We start from the raw sequence: 20,553 nt of genomic DNA on the forward strand, positions 1-20,553 counted from the left end.
AGTTGATACACATTTAAAACGGCTAGGACATTATAGTTTGTCATAGCCGTTATTTTTTTATGAGTTGAAAAGAATGGTGAATTTAGTAACAAAAGTCGGCGGAAGTGTAACTAAGACGGCTTATAATTACAGATTGTATAAGAAGTGTAACGAACGACATACGATTCTTTACTGCTCATTCATAGTTTTACATAATTTTAATCAAACAAACTGAACTATAAATACTCTGTGTGGTATGATGAGTATGGTGATGAGATATGATAAAAATTGGCCTAACTGGATGGGGAGATCATGATTCTTTATATGAAGACCTGTCTAATAAAAAAGAAAAGTTAAAAGCATATGCTGCTCATTTTCCTATTGTGGAATTAGATGCAACTTATTATGCGATTCAACCGCAACGAAATATTGAAAAATGGATTCGGGAAACGCCTAATAATTTTAAGTTTGTTGTTAAGATTCATCAGGCGTTAACAGGTCATGCTGAGGTAACTGATTTTGCTGAGGACAAAATGACATTATTTAATTTATTTAAAGATTCGATGGCACCGTTGAAAGCATCAGGAAAGTTAGCGATGATTCTCGTACAGTTTCCACCTTGGTTTGATTTACAGCCTCAAAATATTAATTATTTACGTTATGTACGTGAGCAATTAAAAGATTTTGACGTTTGTATCGAATTCCGTAATCGTACTTGGTTTAAAGAAGATGTTAAAGAGTATACGTTGGAATTTTTAACCGAAATGAAATTTATTCACAGTGTTTGTGATGAACCGCAGAGTGGAGAAGGGTCTATACCACTTGTTAATCGCATTACGCATGATGTTGCTTTCGTCCGTTATCATGGTCGAAATGTAAACGGATGGACGAAGAAAGATATGACAGATCAAGAGTGGCGTGATGTCAGATATTTATATAATTATAATGAAGCAGAACTTAAAGAGTTAGCTGATAAAGTTAAAATTTTAGAGCATAAAGCGAAAGATGTTTATGTAGTATTTAATAATAATTCTGGTGGACATGCTGCACAAAATGCCAAAACTTACCAAAAGTTATTAGATATAGAATACGAAGGTTTAGCGCCTAAGCAACTTAAATTATTTTAGAGGTGACAGGTATGGCATATTTAGTGTTAATTATTATAGGTGTATCGTCTGCAATATTAGGGGCGTTAGTTGGAATTGGTGGCGGAATTATTATTGTTCCGTCACTCGTATATTTCGGTATAGACCATCAATTATTGTCTGGTATGACACCACAAAGAGCGATTGGTACATCATCTGTTATTTTAATTACAACGGGTTTAACAGCAACATTAGGTTATTTGAAAACGAAGCAAGTTGATGTAAAAAATGGATTGATATTCTTAGTGGGTATTATTCCGGGTGCTTTACTCGGTGCATATTTAAGTAAGTATTTTACTTTAGATTCATTTAATTTGTACTTTGGTATTTTCTTAATCTTTATTTCTATCGTATTAATGATACGTAATCATGTGAAACCAATAAAGTATTTCCAACAAGAAAAGTATTTAAAATCTTTTACAGATAGATATGGCGAACATCATAAATACGGTGTACCACCGTTTGTTGCTATTGTTTCATCATTTATTGTTGGTATAACGACTGGTTTATTCGGTATCGGTGGTGGTGCACTGATGACACCATTGATGATTATTGTATTTAGATTCCCACCACACGTTGCTGTTGGTACAAGTATGATGATGATATTTTTCTCAAGTTTATCAAGTTCTGTCAGCCACATTGTGCAAGGTAATGTACTTTGGGTACATGCGATTGTATTGATTATTTCAAGTTACTTTGGTGCAAAAATTGGTGTAAGAATAAATAGTAGAATGAAGTCAGACACTGTCGTTTTAATTTTAAGATTTACAATGTTAATCTTAGGTATATATTTGATTATAAAAAGTGTTTTATAAGGAGTTGGATTTGTGAAGCTCACGATATTTCATACAAATGATATACACAGTCATTTAAATACATATGCCAAAATATCTCAGTATATTAAAGATGAAAGAAGTCGTTGTCAGCATGATACTCTATATATTGATATAGGTGATCATATAGATTTATTTCATCCTTTAACAGAAGCATCACAAGGTAGAGAAAATGTTAATATTTTAAATGACAGTCACGTAGATGTTGTAACAATAGGTAACAATGAAGGTATGACAATATCTCATGATGCCTTAAACCACTTATATGATGAAGCTCAGTTCGATGTTACTTGTTGCAATTTATTTGATTTAGATGGCAATTTACCGAATCATATAACTTCTCATGTTGTTAAAGATATTAATGGTATTAAAGTATGTATGATTGGTTTGACAGCACCTTTTAATCATATTTATGAAAGACTTGATTGGAAAGTAACGTCACCATTACTTGCGCTAAAAAATGAAATCGAGCAAGTGGAAGAATCGTATGATGTACTGCTCGTATTAAGTCATGTTGGCATCTTCTTTGATGAGCAAATTTGCAAAGAATGTCCGGAAGTTGACGTTATCTTCGGCGCACATACACATCATTATTTTGAAAATGGCGAAGAACAAAATGGTGTGTTGATGGCTGCAGCTGGTAAATATGGTCATTATGTTGGTAAAGTAGATTTAGTTATTGAAAATAAAAAAGTTATCCATAAAGAAGCGGTAATTATTAATTCTGACTTAATTGAAGAAGTACCAAATGATTATGAAGAAAAAGGTAAGGCATTATTAAATAAACCGATTCTTAAAGGGAATTTTTCATTACCACGACGACTTAACAGTGCAAGTTATACAACGGATTTATTATGCGAAAGTGTATTAGAATTTACAGGAGCAGACTGTGCAATTATTAATGCAGGTCTTATCGTTAAAGGTAAGACGGGTAATGAGTTAACAGAATACGATATTCATCAAATGTTGCCGCATCCTATAAACACTGTTTCAGTAGATTTAAGAGGTGTAGAACTTAAACAAATTATCTATAAAGCGATGGAACAGTCCTATATGGATGAAGTAGCATTTGGATTTGGCTTTAGAGGAGATATTTTTGGCGGATATGTATTTAAAAATATCGGCTATATTGAGTCTACAGGTCAATGTTTTGTAAACGGTAAAGAAATAGAAGATCACGAACAATATAAGCTCGGTACAATTGATATGTACACATTTGGAAGATACTTCCCGATATTGAAAGATATGAATATAAATTATATTATGCCAGAGTTTTTAAGAAATATTTTTGAACAAAAGTTATTACAACATGAAAAGAAAGTGTAATGAGCATTTAAATTTATACTTATATTCGTTATAATATATAAAGATGAAAATTAATAATAGAAGGGTGTTCACGTATATGGCTACTAAAAATGAAGAAATATTACGTAAACCAGACTGGTTAAAAATAAAATTAAACACGAATAAGAATTACACAGGCTTGAAGAAAATGATGCGTGAGAAGAATCTTCATACAGTTTGTGAAGAAGCTAAATGTCCAAACATTCACGAATGTTGGGGAGAAAGACGTACAGCTACATTTATGATTTTAGGTGCAGTTTGTACGAGAGCATGTCGTTTCTGTGCAGTTAAAACAGGTCTTCCAAATGAGTTAGATTTAGATGAACCACAACGTGTAGCAGAATCAGTTCAACTTATGAACTTAAAACACGTAGTAATTACAGCTGTAGCAAGAGATGACTTGAAAGATGCTGGTTCTAACGTTTATGCAGAAACAGTACGTAAAGTAAGAGAGTTAAATCCATATACTACAATTGAAATATTACCATCAGATATGGGTGGTAGTTATGAAGCTTTAGAAACATTAATGGCTTCTAAACCAGATATTTTAAACCATAATATCGAAACAGTTAGACGCTTAACACCAAGAGTTAGAGCACGTGCAAAATACGACCGTACATTAGAATTCTTAAGAAGATCTAAAGAAATGTACCCAGATATTCCTACAAAATCAAGCTTAATGGTTGGACTTGGTGAAACAGTTGAAGAAATTTATGAAACAATGGATGATTTACGTGCAAACGGCGTAGATATTATGACAATCGGTCAATATTTACAACCATCACGCAAACATTTAAATGTTCAAAAATACTACACACCTTTAGAATTTGGTAAATTAAGAAAAGTAGCGATGGAAAAAGGCTTTAAACATTGCCAAGCTGGTCCAATGGTACGTAGTTCTTATCACGCAGATGAACAAGTTAATGAAGCTGCTAAACAAAAACATATTCTAGGTGAACAAGCACTTAATAACTAATAAGGTGATTGAATGTTAACTAAAATAGAAAATAACTATTTTGAAGTGATTAAAGATGATCAGAAATCTTTCAATGAAGAACAATTTACATCACGTTATTCTGAAATTCTAGATAAATATGATTTTATTGTTGGTGACTTTGGTTACGAGCAACTTCGTTTAAAAGGCTTTTATCATGATTCTAATAAAAAAAGTGATGCAAATAAGCGATTCTCTGCCATTCAAGATTATATACTAGAGTATTGTAATTTTGGATGTAAATATTTTGTGTTAAGACGATTATCTAAATCTGAGATATCTAAATTAACAGCAGAAGAAGCAACTTTCATAGACGAAGAACATAAATTAGAAGATGTTAAAATAGAGCCAACAATTCAGCAAAACACTAAACAAGAACAACAAGACAAACAACAAGAAGCTGAAACAGTAGAAATAGAAGAAGACTTAATTGAAGAACAACCTACATCTAAAAATACTTTAAAAGATTATTTATAAACGAAAGAGCCCGGAAAATTCCGGGCTCTTTTTTTATTGAGCTATAGTGAGAGTTGTGAATATTTTTGTATGAAGTTGTTTATAATGACGGGTGCGTTAGTAACAAAAGTCGGCGGAAGTGTTACTATGGGTGTCCATAATTACAAAAATCGGTCGAAGTGTAACTATGGAGTGCCTTATTTACAAAACTACTGAGAATTGTCATTACTGGACTTCTTATTAGCACTTTGGGCAAAACTTGCTAATAACGGTATCAGTATTAGCACTTTCGGCCAGAACTGCTAATAACGCTCACACTATATTAATCACATACTTAATTCAAATCTATATATCTATAACATCATGTAAATATTCTGTTACTTCTTCGCCTTCTTCTTCTGTTAAACCGAGGATGTGACTAATATAGCCTTCTTCTTCTAAGTCATCTTTACCAATAATACCAAATGTATTGTTTTGAGTATTGAGTACCATTGTTTTTCCATAATGTCTATCTGTATAAATCAGTGTTAAGTCATAGCGACTGTGTTCACCGACAAATCCTACAAATTGTATTTTCGCTTCATCTTGCTCATCATATAAGAACATATCTATCATGTTTAGCGACTCCTTTTTAAAAATCTTTCTTTACTTGTATAGTATACAGAGCAATGCCCTACAATTCAAAATTATGATATGATGATATATGGATAGGAGGTCTTCTACATGTATTTCGTAGATAGCAAAACTTTAACTTTAAAATTAAATTATTTAGAAAAATTGACGGTAGATTTTGAAAGCGAGAAAAATTCTCCATATGCTTTAGAAAGAATCGCACATATGATGATTGAATCTGTAGTCGATATTGGGAATTTGATTATTGATGCATTTATTTTAAGAGATCCTGGTAATTATAAAGATGTAATTGATATTATGGAACTTGAAAAAGTATTCCAACCTTCAACGGCTGAAGCAATTAGAACATCTATTGATTACAGAAAAGAACTTATTCGAAATTATGAAAATCTTGATCATGATCAATTAAGAAAAGCTTTTGAAATTGCGACGCCATTTTATAAACAAGCAATTGAAGATACAAAACATTTTTTAGAAAATGAAAATGTTCCCGTAACAGCTTTTGGTGAAGGAGATAAAAATGAAAGATTATAAAGGTTATTTTATTGATATAGACGGCACAATGTATAAAGGTACGGAAGTTATTGAAGGTGCAATCGAATTTATAAATTATTTAAATGAAAATAATAAAGATTATTTATTTGTTACAAATAACTCATCAAAAACTCCTGCTGAAGTAGCAGAAAAATTAAATAATATGGGTTTTCATACTTCAAGTGAACATGTGATTACTTCTGCAATGGCAACGGCTGGATATATAAGTGAAGCTTCTCCAGGTGCATCAGTGTATATGGTAGGAGGAAGTGGATTAGAAACGTCTTTAAAAGATGCTGGATTAGTTGTGAAAGAAGATGAACATGTTGATTATGTCGTAATGGGCTTAGATGTGAATATTTCTTATGAAAAGCTTTCAGTAGCATGTTTAGCCGTTAGAAATGGCGCGAAATTCATATCTACAAATAAAGATGTTTCGATTCCAAATGAAAGAGGATTTTTACCTGGAAATGGTTCATTGACAAGCGTTGTAAGTGTATCGACTGGACAGACGCCAGTATTCATTGGTAAACCTGAAACAATTATTATGGAACAAGCTATTGAAAAAGTTGGTCATGCTAAAGAAGATTGTGTCATGATTGGTGACTTATATGATACTGATATTTTAGCTGGAATCAATAGTGGCATTGATACATTACATGTACAAACTGGTGTAACATCTTTAGAAGAAATTAATAAAAAAGAAGTATTACCAACATATAGCGTTAAGAATTTATTTGAAGTGATTAAGTAAATTCACATAAGGAGCTGAGAACATGAATGAGAAAGTGCTTGTTGCAAGACAATTACCAGAAAAGTTTATCAATCAGATTAAAGAATATGCAGAAGTAGATGTTTGGAATAGCGAATTAGAACCAATGCCTAGAGAAGCGTTTTTAGAACGTTCTCAAGATGCAACAATTGTCATTACGACATTAAGCGAGCAAATTGATGAAGAATTTTTTAACAATGCAACGCGCATAAAAGGTGTCGTCAATTTAGCTGTTGGTTTTGATAATATCGATGTGAAACTTGCTGAAGAAAAAGGTGTTGTTGTAACAAATACACCAGAAGTATTAACAGAAACGACTGCCGAATTAGGCTTTACGTTAATGTTGACAGCAGCAAGAAGAATTGTTGAAGCGGTTCAATATGTACATAATGGTGAATGGAAAAGCTGGGGTCCTTATCTTTTAGCAGGAAAAGATGTCCACGGCTCAACAGTCGGTATTTATGGTATGGGCTCAATTGGAGAAGCTTTTGCTAGAAGATTGAAAGGCTTTAATTGCAAAGTACTTTATCATAATCGCTCTAGAAAAGAAGAAGCTGAACAGCAATTAAACGTTGAATATCGTACTTTGGATGAATTGCTTAATGAAAGTGATTTCGTAGTTTGTACAGCGCCATTAACACCTGAAACAAAAGGTATATTCAATCGAGAAACATTTAAAAAAATGAAAAACACAGCAATTTTAATTAATATCGGACGTGGAGGTCACATTGTAGAGTCTGATTTAATTGAAGCAATAGAGCAACAAGAAATTTTAGGTGCAGCATTAGATGTTGTTGAAAATGAACCTATTTCAGATGATCATCCATTTTTGAAAATGGATCAAGTGATCGTTGTGCCACACATTGGTAGTAGTTCAATTGCAACTCGAGATAAAATGGTGCAGCTATGCGTGGATAATGCTAAACAAATTATGTCTAACCATGATCCAATTACGCCGGTTAAATTAAAATAATTAAACGAAATTAATAACTAAAAAATAGGCTGGGACATAATGGAATGTCTCAGCCTGTTTTAGTTTCTTGGCAGTAGATGACTGAATTGAAATACGCTTGTATCAAGCTTTTTCAACTCTAGTCATCCTTGCCGGGGCGAGACTACGAAATCTTTTTTAACAAATTAGATTTCTGTCACGCTCCCTTTTTATTGCCATATATTGCTAAAATTTTACATATTATTCTTGATATTCCATTATGCTTAGAATATAATGATGAAATAGAATAATTACAAAATTAAAACACAAGGAGATTAACAATGGAAAAAATTAGGGATATTATAAACTCTGAAAATTTTAAGCTGATTGGTTTAACGATTTTCTATTTAATAATCATGATTGTGTTATTTTGGATTTACGCTGGTGGAAGCGCAAGTAATGATTTTATATATAATGAATTTTAATGAAGGAGAACTTTTATGAATGACATCTTAGAAAAAGTAACATTTATGAATAAGTGGCATGCTGATAAGGTTGCTATAAATTATAGAGATGAAGTAATGACTTATGGTGAATTAGATCTTTATTCTAATAAATTAGCTACTTTAATTAAAGGTTCTGAAAAGCCTATAGTACTTTATGGTCATATGTCACCTTATATGATTGTGGGAATGATTGCGAGTATGAAAGCAGGCATTGGTTACGTTCCAATAGATACATCTATTCCATTAGAAAGAATAGAGCATATCATTGAGAAGGTTGAGCCTGTTTTTATTTTGAACACAACTGGAAATTTATTGAATAATTTACATGTAAATCAAATAACAATAGAAGAAATACTTGCTGTTGAATCAGTGGATCAAGATTTTAATAGAATAACTGATAAAGATATTGTTTATACAATTTTTACATCTGGCTCTACAGGTTTTCCTAAAGGTGTACAAATAAGATATGAAAGTCTTGTTGATTTTACAGAATGGATGCTGGAATTAAATCAAATAGGCGAGTACAAAATGTGGTTAAATCAAGCACCGTTTTCTTTTGACTTGTCTGTTATGGCCATTTATCCATGTTTAATGACAGGTGGTACACTTCAACTTGTTGATAAGAAGATGATTGAAAAGCCTAAACAATTATATGAATTACTTGAACAAAAAGCAGTAGAAAGCTGGGTATCTACACCTTCATTTTTAGAAATGTGTCTTTTATTGCCTAATTTTAATGAAACACATCATCCGAAATTAAAGCAGTTCTTCTTCTGTGGAGAAATATTAAGTCATAAAACAGCACAGAAATTACATGATTTGTTTACGACATCGACTATTTATAATACATATGGACCAACTGAAGCTACAGTTGCTGTAACGAGTATACAAATCACACAAGAAATACTGGATCAATTTAAACCTTTACCAATAGGCAAAGTGCGCCCAAATAGTGAATTGAAGTTAACAGATGAGGGTGAATTAATTATTATTGGTAAAAGTGTGAGCCAAGGTTACTTAAAAGATGAAGAAAAACATAATAAAGTGTTTAAAATCTTTGATGGCCAATTAAATTATCATACAGGGGACAAAGCGTCTTATCGAGATGGCTATTGGTTCATTAACGGAAGAATTGATTTCCAAATTAAGATTAATGGGTATCGCATGGAACTTGAAGAAATTGAAAGCGTACTTGAACATTTACCAGATGTTAAACAAGCTGTCATTTCACCAATTAAACATGGTGAGAAAATCCAATATTTACATGCAACGATTGTACCAATGGATGACGAGCTAGATAGTGAAAATGACATGACAATGCATTTGAAACATGAATTGAAATTACATTTACCAGAATATATGATTCCTAGAAAATTCAGTTATGCTAAACAGCTACCTTTAACGGCTAACGGTAAATTAGATCGCAACAAAGTATTAGAGAGGTTAAATTCATGACACCATATGGCGATTTTACTTATTTCTACATCTGTTTAATCTTAATGTTGCCCGTAATTATTTTAGGATTAATCGGTAAGAAAAGTCTTATATACAATAGGTTAATAACCTTAATTATGCTTGTTTTAATTTTTTCGGATGACAGTAAAAATTTATTCGATAATCAATATTTAAGTTATCAACTTATTTTCTTTGCACTGTACGTATGTTATCAAGTTGTTTTGATTAGAACTTATAACACGCTCGTAAAGAAAACGAATAACTTCAAGTTATATGTAAGTGCAATATTGTTATCTATATTACCGTTAATTATTGTCAAAGTATTACAAAGTAGCTGGCTTGGAACACATCAACTTACAATACATGGTAATAGAGTCATTGAATTTATTGGATTCTTAGGTATATCGTATATTGCATTTAAGAGTATTCAACTCATTATGGAAATTCGTGATAGTCGAATAAAATCTATCGATACGATGAAATTAATCGATTTTATCACATTCTTTCCAACCATCTCATCTGGTCCAATAGATCGATATAAACGATTTATTAAAGATGAAGAGAAGACGATAGAACCTGAAAAGTACTATGACATGCTTATCAAAGCGATACATATGGTGTTTATGGGATTCTTGTATAAATATATTATTGCTTATTACATTAATGAATATGTCATAAAAGTTGTACCAATAGACACGGATCCGACATTTTTAAATTACTTATATTATATGTATGGTTATAGTTTCTATTTATTCTTTGATTTTGCAGGATACAGTTTATTTGCTATTGCATTTAGTTATTTATTTGGTGTACAAACACCAGTTAACTTTAATCAACCATTTAAAGCTAAAAATATTAAAGATTTCTGGAATAGATGGCATATGAGTTTATCATTTTGGTTTAGAGATTGCGTATATATGCGGTTTGTGTTCTGGGTATCTAAAGAAAAATTATTAAAAGATAAGTTACTAATATCTAATTTAGGATTTTTCTTAAATTTCTTTATTATGGGAATTTGGCATGGTATTGAATGGCATTATATTTTGTATGGTTTATATCATGCAATGCTATTTATTGGATATGGCTATTATGAACAATGGCGTAAAAAACATCCTATAAAGATGAATCCAAGCATTATGAACATAGTAGCAATTCTTATTACGTTCCATTGTATAGCATTTGGATTTTTACTTTTCTCAGGCAAGTTAATACATTAAATAAGGGAGATATATTATGAATTTTGAAGAGAGTGTTTTAAATATTTTAGCAGAAGTTGCAGAAAATGATATCGTTAAAGAAAATCCTGATATTGAAATATTTGAAGAAGGTATTATCGATTCATTTGCGACAGTTGGATTATTATTAGAAATTCAAAATAATTTAGGCATTGATGTGACAATTACTGATTTTGATAGAGATGAGTGGGCAACACCAAATAAAATTATAGAAGTACTTAAGGAATTACAATGAAACTAAAGTTATTGTTACCATTATTAATAAGTGGATTATTATTCGGTTTATTTTTACTCGTACCTGTGGAATGGATTAAATCATTTTCAAAGTATGACAGTATTAATAACGAAGCGATATCTTTAGATGATACAGTACTAAAAGGTGTGCACTCACAAGAAGAAATGTTATTAAGCAAAAAGTTCTATCCAATCTTTGGATCAAGTGAATTGGAAAAACAAGACATCTTCCATCCAGCGTATATCTTGAATGATAAAAAAGCGAAATTACAACCATATCTAATAGGTACGGGTGGATCAACTGATTTAATTCATGCAATTAATATGGGGAGCCAAGCACATAATCTGAAAGGTAAAAAAATAGCGATTATTATTTCTCCACAATGGTTTACGAATCATGGACTGACTAATGATAATTTTAGTGCTCGATTTTCACCATTACAAGCTGACCACTTATTTAAAAATAAAGTGTTAAGTCCAGAAATTAAAGATCGTTTTGCTAAAAGATTAGTGCAATTCAAACAATTAAAATCAGACCCATACTTAAAATCAATCATAGAAAAAGAAAATCATCATTATGATGAAGGTACATTTATGAATGATTTTGAAAAAAACATCTATGAAAAACACGACGCTTTAAAATCAATTTTTGGACAAGAAAAAGCAAAGTTACATAGAGAAGAGCACCATCATTTTAATCAAATGAATTGGAATGATTTGAAGTTATACGCTTCTGAATATGGCGCACAACATTCAAGAACAAACAAATTTTGTATGAATGATAAATATTGGCACTTATTAAAGCAGCAACGTAAAAGATATAATCGTAATTACGAGTTTAATATGCATTCGAAAGAATTTGATGATTTACAATTATTAATTGATACTTTAAAAGAAGCCAAAGCAGATCCATTGTTTATCGTTATTCCAGCAAATGGAAAATGGTATGACCATATCCATGTCGATAAAGAGAAACGTGAAGCGGTATATGAGAAAATCAATCATATGATTCAAAAGAACGATATGAAAGTATATGATTTAACCGATAAAGAATATGAACCGTATGTTATAACAGATGCCGTTCATATTGGATGGAAAGGCTGGGTATATATTAATGAACAAATGATACAACACATCAATGGAACATATGATGGAAAAGAGAGTAGACATTATCATTAATATTACCTAGGAAATAAAAAACAGGACATCGTCTTATAAACGATGTCCTATTTTTTATTAATTATAAAGTTAGAATACTTGTTCTACTTCCACTACGCCAGGTACTTCTTCTAATAAAGCACGTTCTATGCCGGCTTTTAGCGTAATAGTAGAACTTGGGCAAGTACCACAAGCACCAAGTAGACGTAATTTAACAATCCCGTCATCAACATCTACTAGTTCACAGTCGCCGCCATCACGTAATAAGAATGGTCTTAACTTTTCGAGTACATCACTAACTTGATCAAACATTGTTTGTTGTTCGGTAGCCATATATATTAATACTCCTCTCATCAAGTGTTATTAGATACATTAATCTTATTTATCTATTATAATAGAAATAAGGTAAAAAATCTATTCATGAAACTAGGGGGATGCTAAAATGTCCAAGGCAAGTATAGTAATTTATGGGGCTGATGTTGTATGTGCAAGTTGTGTAAATGCACCATCATCAAAAGATACATTTGAGTGGTTACAAGCAATTTTAGGAAGAAAATATCCAGAGTTAAACCTTGAATACACATATATTGATATTATGAATCAAACTGAAAATTTAACAGATCACGACCAACAATTTATTGAAAGAATAAACGAAGACGAACTATTCTATCCACTCGTAACAATCAATGATGAATACGTAGCAGATGGTTATGTTCAATTAAAGCCAGTAACAAAATTTATAGATGAACACGTAGCAGTAGAACAATAAATAAGAATAATGTTGGGAAGATTGTTGGGGACAGGTGAGTTGGGTAGAGAGTAGATGTGTGATATGAGGCAAGATGTGGCTTAATGTCCGAATAAAGCCAAGAGATCGCCAAACATGTGAGTTAAAGATGAAGTAAACTCACGAGATAGTAAAAGATGTGAGTTAAAGATGAAGTAAACTCACAAGATCGCCAAACATGTGAGTTAAAGGTGCAGTAAACTCACGAGACTGCAAAAGATGTGAGTTAAAGAGGTAATAAACTCACAAGATCACAAAAGATGTGAGTTAAAGGTGAAGTAAACTCACAAGATCGCCAAACATGTGAGTTAAAGGTGCAGTAAACTCACGAGATTGCAAAAGATGTGAGTTAAAGAAGAAATAAACTCACGAGATCGCCAAACATGTGAGTTAAAGGTGAAGTAAACTCACAAGATCGCCAAAGATGTGAGTTAAAGAGGTAGTAAACTCACGAGATTGCAAAAGATGTGAGTTAAAGAGGCAACAAACTCACATCTTCACTTCCATCCAACCCCCACATACAACAGAAAAAAAGTAGCAGAGTAATCTGCTACTTTTTTCTTATCCGTTATGATATTTATATAACCATAAGACGCCTGATTTAATGACTCTTGCTAAACGACCTGTTACGGTTTGTTCCATTAAATAAGCGAATCCTTGTTTTTCACCAAGTGAACCTACAAATCCTTGTGGTTTCAATTCTGGCATCTTTTCAGGTAGTGGTTTGTTTGCCCATTGTAATTTCATGACTTCAGCGATTTGATCAGCTTGTATTTCTGCTAAATATGCGCTTGGTGCATGTGGTAATGCTGCGCAATCGCCTACAATATATACATTTGGATATGTTGGAATTTGATGATATTGATTTACGATAACCCTTCTACCGTCATTAGTATCAACTGGAAGATTTCTAACGATTTCAACTGGTTGTATACCGGCAGTCCATACGACTAAATCAACGTTATGAATATCTTCGTTGTTATAAAGTTGTCCTGGTTCAACTTTAGTGATATTTGAATTTGGTACAACTTCTACATCATGTTTATCAAACCATTTTTTTACGTATTTACTTAATTTCTCTGGGAATGCAGGTAAGATTCGTGCACCTCTATCGAAAAGTTTGATTTTAATATCTTGTCTACTTTCACGTAATTCACTTGCAAGTTCTATACCGCTTAACCCTGCACCAACGATACCAACAGTTGCATCGCTTGGTAAGTCACATATTGCTTGGTATGTTTTGCGTGCGTTTTGTACAGTTTGAATACTATAAGTATATTCTTTTGCGCCAGGTACGTTGTGATATTTGTCTTCACAACCTAAACCTATTACAAGTTCATCATAATCAACTCGTGTATCTCCAACTGAAACAATTTGATTGTCTAAATCAATATCAGTAATTTCCCCATATACTGTATTAATTTTTTTATCTTTTGGAAATTGAACTCGAATATCTTTATCTGGTTTTGTGCCTGCTGCTAATGCGTAGAATTCTGTTTTTAAACCGTGAAATGGCATACGATCAATCAGCGTAATTGAATAATCGGAAGGTAATGTGCTAGGAAGTATTTCTTTCATTAAGCGCATATTACCGTATCCGCCCCCTAATAATACTAAGCTTTTCATCGTTATTCTCCTTTGTCCATAAATCAAATTTCTACAAATTTGTATGTATATATTTTATAATATATAAGTATACTTTTAGTATAATCGTTTTTGGCATAAACTACAATGAATGTTAAAATAGTTTAATGAATAAAAAGTGAGTAGGTGAACACATTGAACCCAATTGTCGAATTTTGTATTTCAAACTTGGCCAAAGGTGCTGATGTAGTGTTTAACAAGCTCGACAATGATCCAGAAGTAGATGTATTGGAATACGGTTGTCTACAAAATTGTGGACCATGTGCAAGAGGGTTATATGCATTAGTCAATGGAGATATGGTCAAGGGAGAAACACCAGAAGAATTACTTGAAAATATATATAGTCATATAGAAGAAAATTGGATTTTTTAGGAGGAATAAATATGTCAACTGTTATATTAACTGAAGCAGCAGCTTATGAAGTTAAAGATATGATGAAAAATAACGATATGCCAAATGGTTATTTGAAAGTATCTGTTAAAGGTGGCGGTTGTACGGGACTTTCTTACGGGATGTCAGCAGAAGAAGAACCAGCAGAGAATGATGAAGTTCTAGAATTTTATGGTGTGAAAGTGTTAGTAGATAAGAGTGATGCACCAATTTTAAATGGTACAACAATTGACTTTAAGACATCTTTAATGGGTGGCGGATTTGCGATTGACAACCCTAATGCGATTGCAGCTTGTGGTTGCGGAAGCTCATTTAAGACTAAAGATGTTTCTGGTACACCAGAACAATGCTAAGGAATTGATATGTCACACTTGAATTTATCTTTATAAAAATATACAATAAAACTTGTATGTAAATAGTATTATCTTTATTTGTGAGGAAAAACACAAAGTGACACAACTTTCCTATAAGTGTCAAACAAAATTTAGAAAGTATAGGTGAAAATAATGGGATTTGAACGTAAAAAAGTTCTAGTATTAGGGGCAGGTTACGCTGGCTTACAAACAGTAACTAAATTGCAAAAATTAGTTTCAAACCAAGACGTTGATGTTACATTAATCAACAAAAACGATTATCACTACGAAGCTACATGGTTACACGAAGCTTCTGCAGGTACTTTAAACTATGAGGATGCTTTATATCCAATTACAAATGTAATCGACAGAAATAAAGTAAACTTCGTTAAAGCAGAAGTAACAAAAATCAACAAAGATGCTAAAACAGTTGAAACATCTAACGGTGTATTTGAATATGATATTCTTGTTGTTGCATTAGGATTTGAAAGTGAAACATTCGGTATTGAAGGTATGAAAGAACATGCTTTACAAATCGAAAACATTAACACTTCTCGTCGTATTGCTAAACACATCGAAGATAAATTTGCTAATTATGCTGCATCTAAAGAAAAAGATGAAAATGACTTAGCAATCTTAGTAGGTGGCGCTGGATTCACTGGTGTTGAATTATTAGGTGAATTAACAGAACGCATTCCTGAATTATGTAAAAAATACGGTGTAGATCAATCTAAAGTTAAAATTACTTGTGTTGAAGCTGCTCCAAAAATGTTACCTATGTTCTCAGAAAACTTAGTGAACTACGTTGTTAAATATTTAGAAGACCGTGGTGTTGAATTCAAAATTTCTACTCCAATCGTTGCTTGTAATGAAAAAGGTTTCGTAGTTAAAGTTAACGACGAAGAACAAACTTTAGAAGCTAACACAGCTATTTGGGCTGCAGGTGTTAGAGGTAGCAAATTAATGGAAGAATCATTTGACGGCGTTAAACGTGGTCGTATCGTAGTTAAAGATGATTTATCAATCGACAACTATGATGATATCTTCGTAATTGGTGACTGTTCAGCTGTTATGGCTGGTGAAGGAGACAACAAACGTCCACTTCCAACAACAGCACAAATCGCTATGCAACAAGGTGAACACCTTGCTAAAAACATCAAAAACATCTTCAATGGTGAGAAAACAGAACCATTCGTATACGATGACAAAGGTACTGTATGTTCATTAGGTAGCCATGATGGTGTTGGTGTTGTTATGGGTCGTGAAATTACTGGTAAAAAAGCAGCATTCATGAAAAAAGTTATCGATACTCGTGCAATTTTCAAAATTGGTGGTATCGGATTAGCCTATAAAAAAGGTAAATTCTAATTGATTCATTATTAAGTGTAGAGACCTGCTATTAGGCGGGTCTCTTTTTTTAAAGGAGGTTAGCTATGATATCTTTACCGCAAGTTATCATATCAATGGCATTATTTTTTGTTCTGTTTTTTGGAATCGCTTTTATATTAAATATGCTATTAAAAGGTACTTGGTTAATGGTCGTACTTTATCCATTTGTTATTTTTGCAATTGTAGATAAAATTTCCACGGCTATGTACTTTACAGATCCAACAACTGCATTTTCAAAACTTATTACAGGTTTAACACACATACATACTGCGGATATATTAATGCTTGGTTCAGGATGGATTGGCGCGATTGTCGCAGGATTTGTTATAAGGAATTTACGAAGAAGCGGTTATTCAATGTTTTAACAAAAGGGGATAATAATGATGAATATAAAAATTAAAGAATCATATTCTAATAATGAACATCCGATTGTAATCGGTTGTCCAAGTCATTTAAATCAAATGCACAATTTTGATGAAATTGATCAAATTTTAGGCGGACAACTTGAAAATTTAAAAAAACAACAAATTATTAGTAGCGAACTTGGTAAAATCACTAGTACAGCGATTATCGTAAATGGACAAGTCGTTAAATTAATTGCTGTAGGGTTAAGTAATTTAAAAGAAATTAAAGAAAATGACTATCAAGTTGTGTACGGAAACTTAAGCAGATATTTACAAAGTAATAGAATTGAAGAAGTACATTTGTTAGATGATACGTTTGTATCACAAAATGTATCTCATCAAGAACGTGCTTATCGTTTTGGTTGGTTATTCACACAAGCTACATTTGTATTTGATACGTATAAATCAAACAAATCAGCAAATGTTGATACAGTCATTAATTATGTTACAACGACAAATGAAGATGTTACGACATTTATTAATCAAGGTGAAATTTTAGGAGAGAGTGTTAATATAGCGAGAACTTATTCACAAACACCACCGAATATTTTAACGCCAGATTATTTCGCAAACCAAATTGAACAGCACTTTAAAGATTCACAAGTAAAAGTAACGATTAAAAATGAAAATGAAATTAGAGAAGAAGGTATTGGTTTATTAGATGCAGTTGGTAAAGGATCTATAAACCCACCACGTTTAGTCGTGCTTGAATATAAAGGCTCAACTCAAGATCCAATTGCACTTGTAGGTAAAGGTGTGACATATGATTCAGGTGGTTACCAAATTAAATCTAAAACAGGTATGCCAACGATGAAATATGACATGAGTGGTGCAAGTAACGTAGTAGGTATGATGCATGCTATAAACAAATTACAATTACCAATTCATGTAGTAGCAGTATTACCATTAGCTGAAAATATGATTTCAAGCAATGCAATGAAACCAGATGATGTATATACAGCATTAAGTGGAGAAACAGTTGAAATAACAAATACGGATGCTGAAGGAAGATTAGTATTAGGTGATGCTGTTTCATTCGTTAAACAATATAAGCCAGAGCTTATTATGAACTTTGCGACATTAACAGGAGCTGTTGTTGCAGCATTAGGTTTAGGGAAAACGGGGATATTCTCAAGCGATGCTGATCAATACATTGATGATGTGAAACAAGCTGCAAAATATTCAAATGAAGTAAGTTTTGAATTACCAATAACAGATGAAGAGAAACAAGATATTAAATCTTCAGAAGTTGCAGATTTAACTAACTGTATTTTAAATAAAAACGGTAAAGCTTTATTTGCAGCAGCATTTGTAACGCATTTTAGTGATGAAATACCACACTTACACTTTGATATTGCAGGTTCAGGGGAAACAGAAAAGGATTCATTCAAAGGTCCAAAAGGTGCGACAGGTGCTATGATACCAACAGTACTACATTTCTTAAAAAATAAATAAAATCAAACATATAAAAAGCGGGATAAAAAATCTATGTAAAAAACTAGGTTTAGATCCCGCTTTAATTATGACGAAATTCGATTCAGAATATTCGGACTAATTCTTGAAATGTTGACATGCTATTTCTCAACTGATATGATAAGTTCATTATTTCACTTTATCGTGGTAGAGAACTAAAGAATGGAGAGGGTCTTTTTGGAAATAAATGCAGTATTAGTAGCTGTTATTGTGATGATTATACTTTGTTTAATGCGTTTAAATGTTGTACTAAGTATATTCATAGGTGCATTAACAGGTGGTTTATTAAGTGGAATGTCTGTTGATAAAGTCATTTCCACATTTGGTAAAACAATCGTTGATGGTTCAGAAGTTGCACTATCTTATGCATTATTAGGAGGATTTGCAGCACTGATTTCATATAGTGGTATTACTGACTACATCGTAGGAAAAATCATTACATCAATGAAAAAAGAAAATTCACAGAAAAGTAGAGTAAAAATAAAAATATTATTAGTGGCTGTATTACTTGTCATATCAGTACTCAGTCAAAATATTATACCTGTCCATATCGCATTTATACCTATTCTTATACCACCATTATTAAGCTTATTTAATGAACTACAAATGGATAGAAGATTAATTGCTACAGTTATTGGATTCGGACTATGTTTCCCTTATATTTTATTCCCATACGGTTATGGTCACATATTCCAATCTATTATCTTTGATGCATTTGGAAAAGCAAACGTAGATATAGAATTCAATAGTATTTGGAAAGCAATGTTAATTCCATCAATGGGTTATGTATTCGGATTAATCGTTGCGATTATAATGTATTGGAAACCTAGAACATATAAAACAATTAAAGTAGAAGAAGACGAAGAAATGAAAACATTAAAGCCATATCCATTAATTGTGACTGGCTTAGCGATTTTAGGAACATTCGTTGTTCAAACATTAACGGAATCTATGATTTTTGGTGCATTAGCAGGGATTTTAATATTCTTCTTCTCAGGATTATATAACTGGAGAGACTTAGATGCTAAATTAGTTGAAGGTATTCAAATCATGGCATACATTGGTGTTGTGATTTTAACAGCAAACGGATTTGCAGGTGTGATGAGTGCCACAAATGAAGTAGGTTCACTAGTTGAAAGTCTAGCATCAATTACAGGAGATAATAAAGCATTCAGTATTATAATGATGTATGCTATTGGTCTTGTTGTAACACTAGGCATAGGATCATCATTTGCGACAATCCCGATTATTGCTAGTTTATTTATTCCATTTGGACAAGAAATTGGACTTAGCACAATGGCATTAATAGCTGTTATCGGAACAGCAGGTGCGTTAGGAGATTCAGGAAGTCCTGCAAGTGATTCAACTTTAGGACCAACAGCTGGTTTAAATGTTGATGGTGAACACGATCATATTAGAGATACGTGTATACCGAACTTCTTAATATATAATATCCCGCTAATTATTTTTGGATTTATTGCAGCAATGGTATTATAGTATGATTAAGGGGGATTAATCATATGGATTTAATAGAGAACTTTGGAATAGAAACAATCGAATCAAGTCATGGTTATATAGAAATGACGATGCCCGTAACGGATAAAGTTAAACAACCATTCGGATTCTTACATGGCGGTGCAACAATAGCATTAGCAGAAACAGCAGCATCTATGGGAGCACATTACGCTTCAAGTGAAGATGAAATACCATTAGGATTAGAAATCAACGCAAACCATATAAAGTCAACTCGATCAGGTACAGTACGCGCAATAGGTCAAGCCCTTCATATCGGAAGTACAACTCAAGTATGGGACGTCAAAGTTACGAACGAACAAGACGAACTCATCTCCGTTATACGCGCAACAATTGCTATCAAAAAGAAAAGATAAACAAATAAGAGCATG

23 protein-coding genes and 1 pseudogene are annotated in these 20,553 nt (G+C 32.3%); 21 read left to right on the forward strand and 3 right to left on the reverse strand.

From position 1 onward, the window contains the following. Positions 1-257: 257 nt before the first annotated feature. From LQ679_RS05555 to LQ679_RS05575, 5 genes and pseudogenes are all read left to right on the forward strand, one after another. Positions 258-1,106: a DUF72 domain-containing protein gene (locus LQ679_RS05555; RefSeq protein ID WP_196307678.1), complete on the forward strand. Its 849-nt coding sequence runs from the start codon at positions 258-260 to the stop codon at positions 1,104-1,106. Between the two features lie 11 nt (positions 1,107-1,117). Continuing rightward, entirely contained in the window at positions 1,118-1,939 is an 822-nt protein-coding gene (locus tag LQ679_RS05560; RefSeq protein ID WP_025904393.1) for a sulfite exporter TauE/SafE family protein, read from the forward strand. Positions 1,940-1,951: 12 nt separating this feature from the next. Beyond that, positions 1,952-3,283: a bifunctional metallophosphatase/5'-nucleotidase gene (locus tag LQ679_RS05565; RefSeq protein WP_239762237.1), complete on the forward strand. Its 1,332-nt coding sequence runs from the start codon at positions 1,952-1,954 to the stop codon at positions 3,281-3,283. Between the two features lie 76 nt (positions 3,284-3,359). Then, positions 3,360-4,277 carry a lipoyl synthase gene (gene lipA / locus LQ679_RS05570; RefSeq protein WP_025904395.1) on the forward strand — a complete coding sequence of 306 codons (918 nt, stop codon included), beginning with the start codon at positions 3,360-3,362 and terminating at the stop codon, positions 4,275-4,277. A gap of 12 nt (positions 4,278-4,289) precedes the next feature. Continuing rightward, positions 4,290-4,667: pseudogene (locus LQ679_RS05575) on the forward strand (YutD family protein); the annotation flags it as partial. Positions 4,668-5,096: 429 nt separating this feature from the next. Here LQ679_RS05575 and LQ679_RS05580 read toward each other — a convergent pair. Then, positions 5,097-5,366, reverse strand: a complete 270-nt coding sequence (locus LQ679_RS05580; protein ID WP_025904397.1) for a DUF3055 domain-containing protein — start codon at positions 5,364-5,366, stop codon at positions 5,097-5,099. A gap of 108 nt (positions 5,367-5,474) precedes the next feature. Between LQ679_RS05580 and LQ679_RS05585 the strand changes: the two genes are divergently transcribed. The 8 genes from LQ679_RS05585 (at position 5,475) to dltD (ending at position 12,230) form a co-directional block, all read left to right on the forward strand. Then, positions 5,475-5,918, forward strand: a complete 444-nt coding sequence (locus LQ679_RS05585; RefSeq protein WP_025904398.1) for a DUF86 domain-containing protein — start codon at positions 5,475-5,477, stop codon at positions 5,916-5,918. Continuing rightward, positions 5,905-6,672, forward strand: coding sequence for a TIGR01457 family HAD-type hydrolase (locus LQ679_RS05590; RefSeq protein WP_126477214.1), 768 nt, complete (start codon positions 5,905-5,907; stop codon positions 6,670-6,672). Before LQ679_RS05585 ends, LQ679_RS05590 begins: the two co-directional genes overlap by 14 nt. Positions 6,673-6,694: 22 nt before the next feature. Beyond that, entirely contained in the window at positions 6,695-7,663 is a 969-nt protein-coding gene (locus LQ679_RS05595; protein ID WP_126477213.1) for a 2-hydroxyacid dehydrogenase, read from the forward strand. A gap of 299 nt (positions 7,664-7,962) precedes the next feature. Beyond that, a complete protein-coding gene (locus LQ679_RS05600; protein ID WP_078099933.1) occupies positions 7,963-8,106 on the forward strand; it encodes a teichoic acid D-Ala incorporation-associated protein DltX in 144 nt (47 codons plus the stop codon). Positions 8,107-8,121: 15 nt separating this feature from the next. Further along, a complete protein-coding gene (dltA, locus tag LQ679_RS05605) occupies positions 8,122-9,582 on the forward strand; it encodes a D-alanine--poly(phosphoribitol) ligase subunit DltA (protein WP_126477212.1) in 1,461 nt (486 codons plus the stop codon). Continuing rightward, on the forward strand, positions 9,579-10,799 hold the full coding sequence (gene dltB, locus LQ679_RS05610; protein WP_126477211.1) for a D-alanyl-lipoteichoic acid biosynthesis protein DltB: 1,221 nt from the start codon (positions 9,579-9,581) through the stop codon (positions 10,797-10,799). Before dltA ends, dltB begins: the two co-directional genes overlap by 4 nt. Before the next feature lie 16 nt (positions 10,800-10,815). Further along, positions 10,816-11,052 carry a D-alanine--poly(phosphoribitol) ligase subunit 2 gene (gene dltC / locus LQ679_RS05615; RefSeq protein WP_037588840.1) on the forward strand — a complete coding sequence of 79 codons (237 nt, stop codon included), beginning with the start codon at positions 10,816-10,818 and terminating at the stop codon, positions 11,050-11,052. Then, positions 11,049-12,230, forward strand: coding sequence for a D-alanyl-lipoteichoic acid biosynthesis protein DltD (gene dltD / locus LQ679_RS05620; RefSeq protein WP_191835726.1), 1,182 nt, complete (start codon positions 11,049-11,051; stop codon positions 12,228-12,230). The genes dltC and dltD overlap by 4 nt, the downstream gene beginning before the upstream one ends. 69 nt (positions 12,231-12,299) lie before the next feature. On the opposite strand, the gene LQ679_RS05625 is transcribed toward dltD, so the two are convergent. Further along, on the reverse strand, positions 12,300-12,542 hold the full coding sequence (locus LQ679_RS05625) for a NifU family protein (RefSeq protein ID WP_025904405.1): 243 nt from the start codon (positions 12,540-12,542) through the stop codon (positions 12,300-12,302). 109 nt (positions 12,543-12,651) lie between these two features. Between LQ679_RS05625 and LQ679_RS05630 the strand changes: the two genes are divergently transcribed. After that, positions 12,652-12,978, forward strand: a complete 327-nt coding sequence (locus LQ679_RS05630; RefSeq protein WP_037588843.1) for a YuzD family protein — start codon at positions 12,652-12,654, stop codon at positions 12,976-12,978. 579 nt (positions 12,979-13,557) lie between these two features. Here the strand turns inward: LQ679_RS05630 and LQ679_RS05635 are convergent. Then, the gene (locus tag LQ679_RS05635; RefSeq protein WP_159315247.1) at positions 13,558-14,622 is read right to left on the reverse strand and encodes an NAD(P)/FAD-dependent oxidoreductase; all 1,065 of its coding nucleotides are present in this window, start codon (positions 14,620-14,622) and stop codon (positions 13,558-13,560) included. Between the two features lie 153 nt (positions 14,623-14,775). Between LQ679_RS05635 and LQ679_RS05640 the strand changes: the two genes are divergently transcribed. The 7 genes from LQ679_RS05640 (at position 14,776) to LQ679_RS05670 (ending at position 20,538) form a co-directional block, all read left to right on the forward strand. Continuing rightward, positions 14,776-15,012, forward strand: coding sequence for a YuzB family protein (locus LQ679_RS05640; RefSeq protein ID WP_025904683.1), 237 nt, complete (start codon positions 14,776-14,778; stop codon positions 15,010-15,012). Between the two features lie 11 nt (positions 15,013-15,023). Beyond that, complete coding sequence (locus LQ679_RS05645; RefSeq protein WP_204252792.1) at positions 15,024-15,383, forward strand: HesB/IscA family protein; 360 nt, start codon at positions 15,024-15,026, stop codon at positions 15,381-15,383. 153 nt (positions 15,384-15,536) lie between these two features. After that, complete coding sequence (locus tag LQ679_RS05650; RefSeq protein WP_037588845.1) at positions 15,537-16,751, forward strand: NAD(P)/FAD-dependent oxidoreductase; 1,215 nt, start codon at positions 15,537-15,539, stop codon at positions 16,749-16,751. Between the two features lie 65 nt (positions 16,752-16,816). Beyond that, positions 16,817-17,137 (forward strand): YuiB family protein, encoded by a 321-nt coding sequence (locus LQ679_RS05655; protein WP_107577233.1) that lies wholly within the window; start codon positions 16,817-16,819, stop codon positions 17,135-17,137. Between the two features lie 18 nt (positions 17,138-17,155). Then, on the forward strand, positions 17,156-18,631 hold the full coding sequence (locus LQ679_RS05660) for a M17 family metallopeptidase (protein WP_239762242.1): 1,476 nt from the start codon (positions 17,156-17,158) through the stop codon (positions 18,629-18,631). 180 nt (positions 18,632-18,811) lie between these two features. After that, complete coding sequence (locus LQ679_RS05665) at positions 18,812-20,146, forward strand: Na+/H+ antiporter family protein (RefSeq protein ID WP_037588847.1); 1,335 nt, start codon at positions 18,812-18,814, stop codon at positions 20,144-20,146. 23 nt (positions 20,147-20,169) lie between these two features. Continuing rightward, the gene (locus LQ679_RS05670) at positions 20,170-20,538 is read left to right on the forward strand and encodes a PaaI family thioesterase (protein WP_204170982.1); all 369 of its coding nucleotides are present in this window, start codon (positions 20,170-20,172) and stop codon (positions 20,536-20,538) included. Positions 20,539-20,553 lie beyond the last annotated feature (15 nt).

Origin of the sequence: Mammaliicoccus sp. I-M35 (assembly GCF_022386455.1) — a bacterium.
In the GTDB taxonomy this organism is placed as follows: domain Bacteria; phylum Bacillota; class Bacilli; order Staphylococcales; family Staphylococcaceae; genus Mammaliicoccus; species Mammaliicoccus sciuri_A.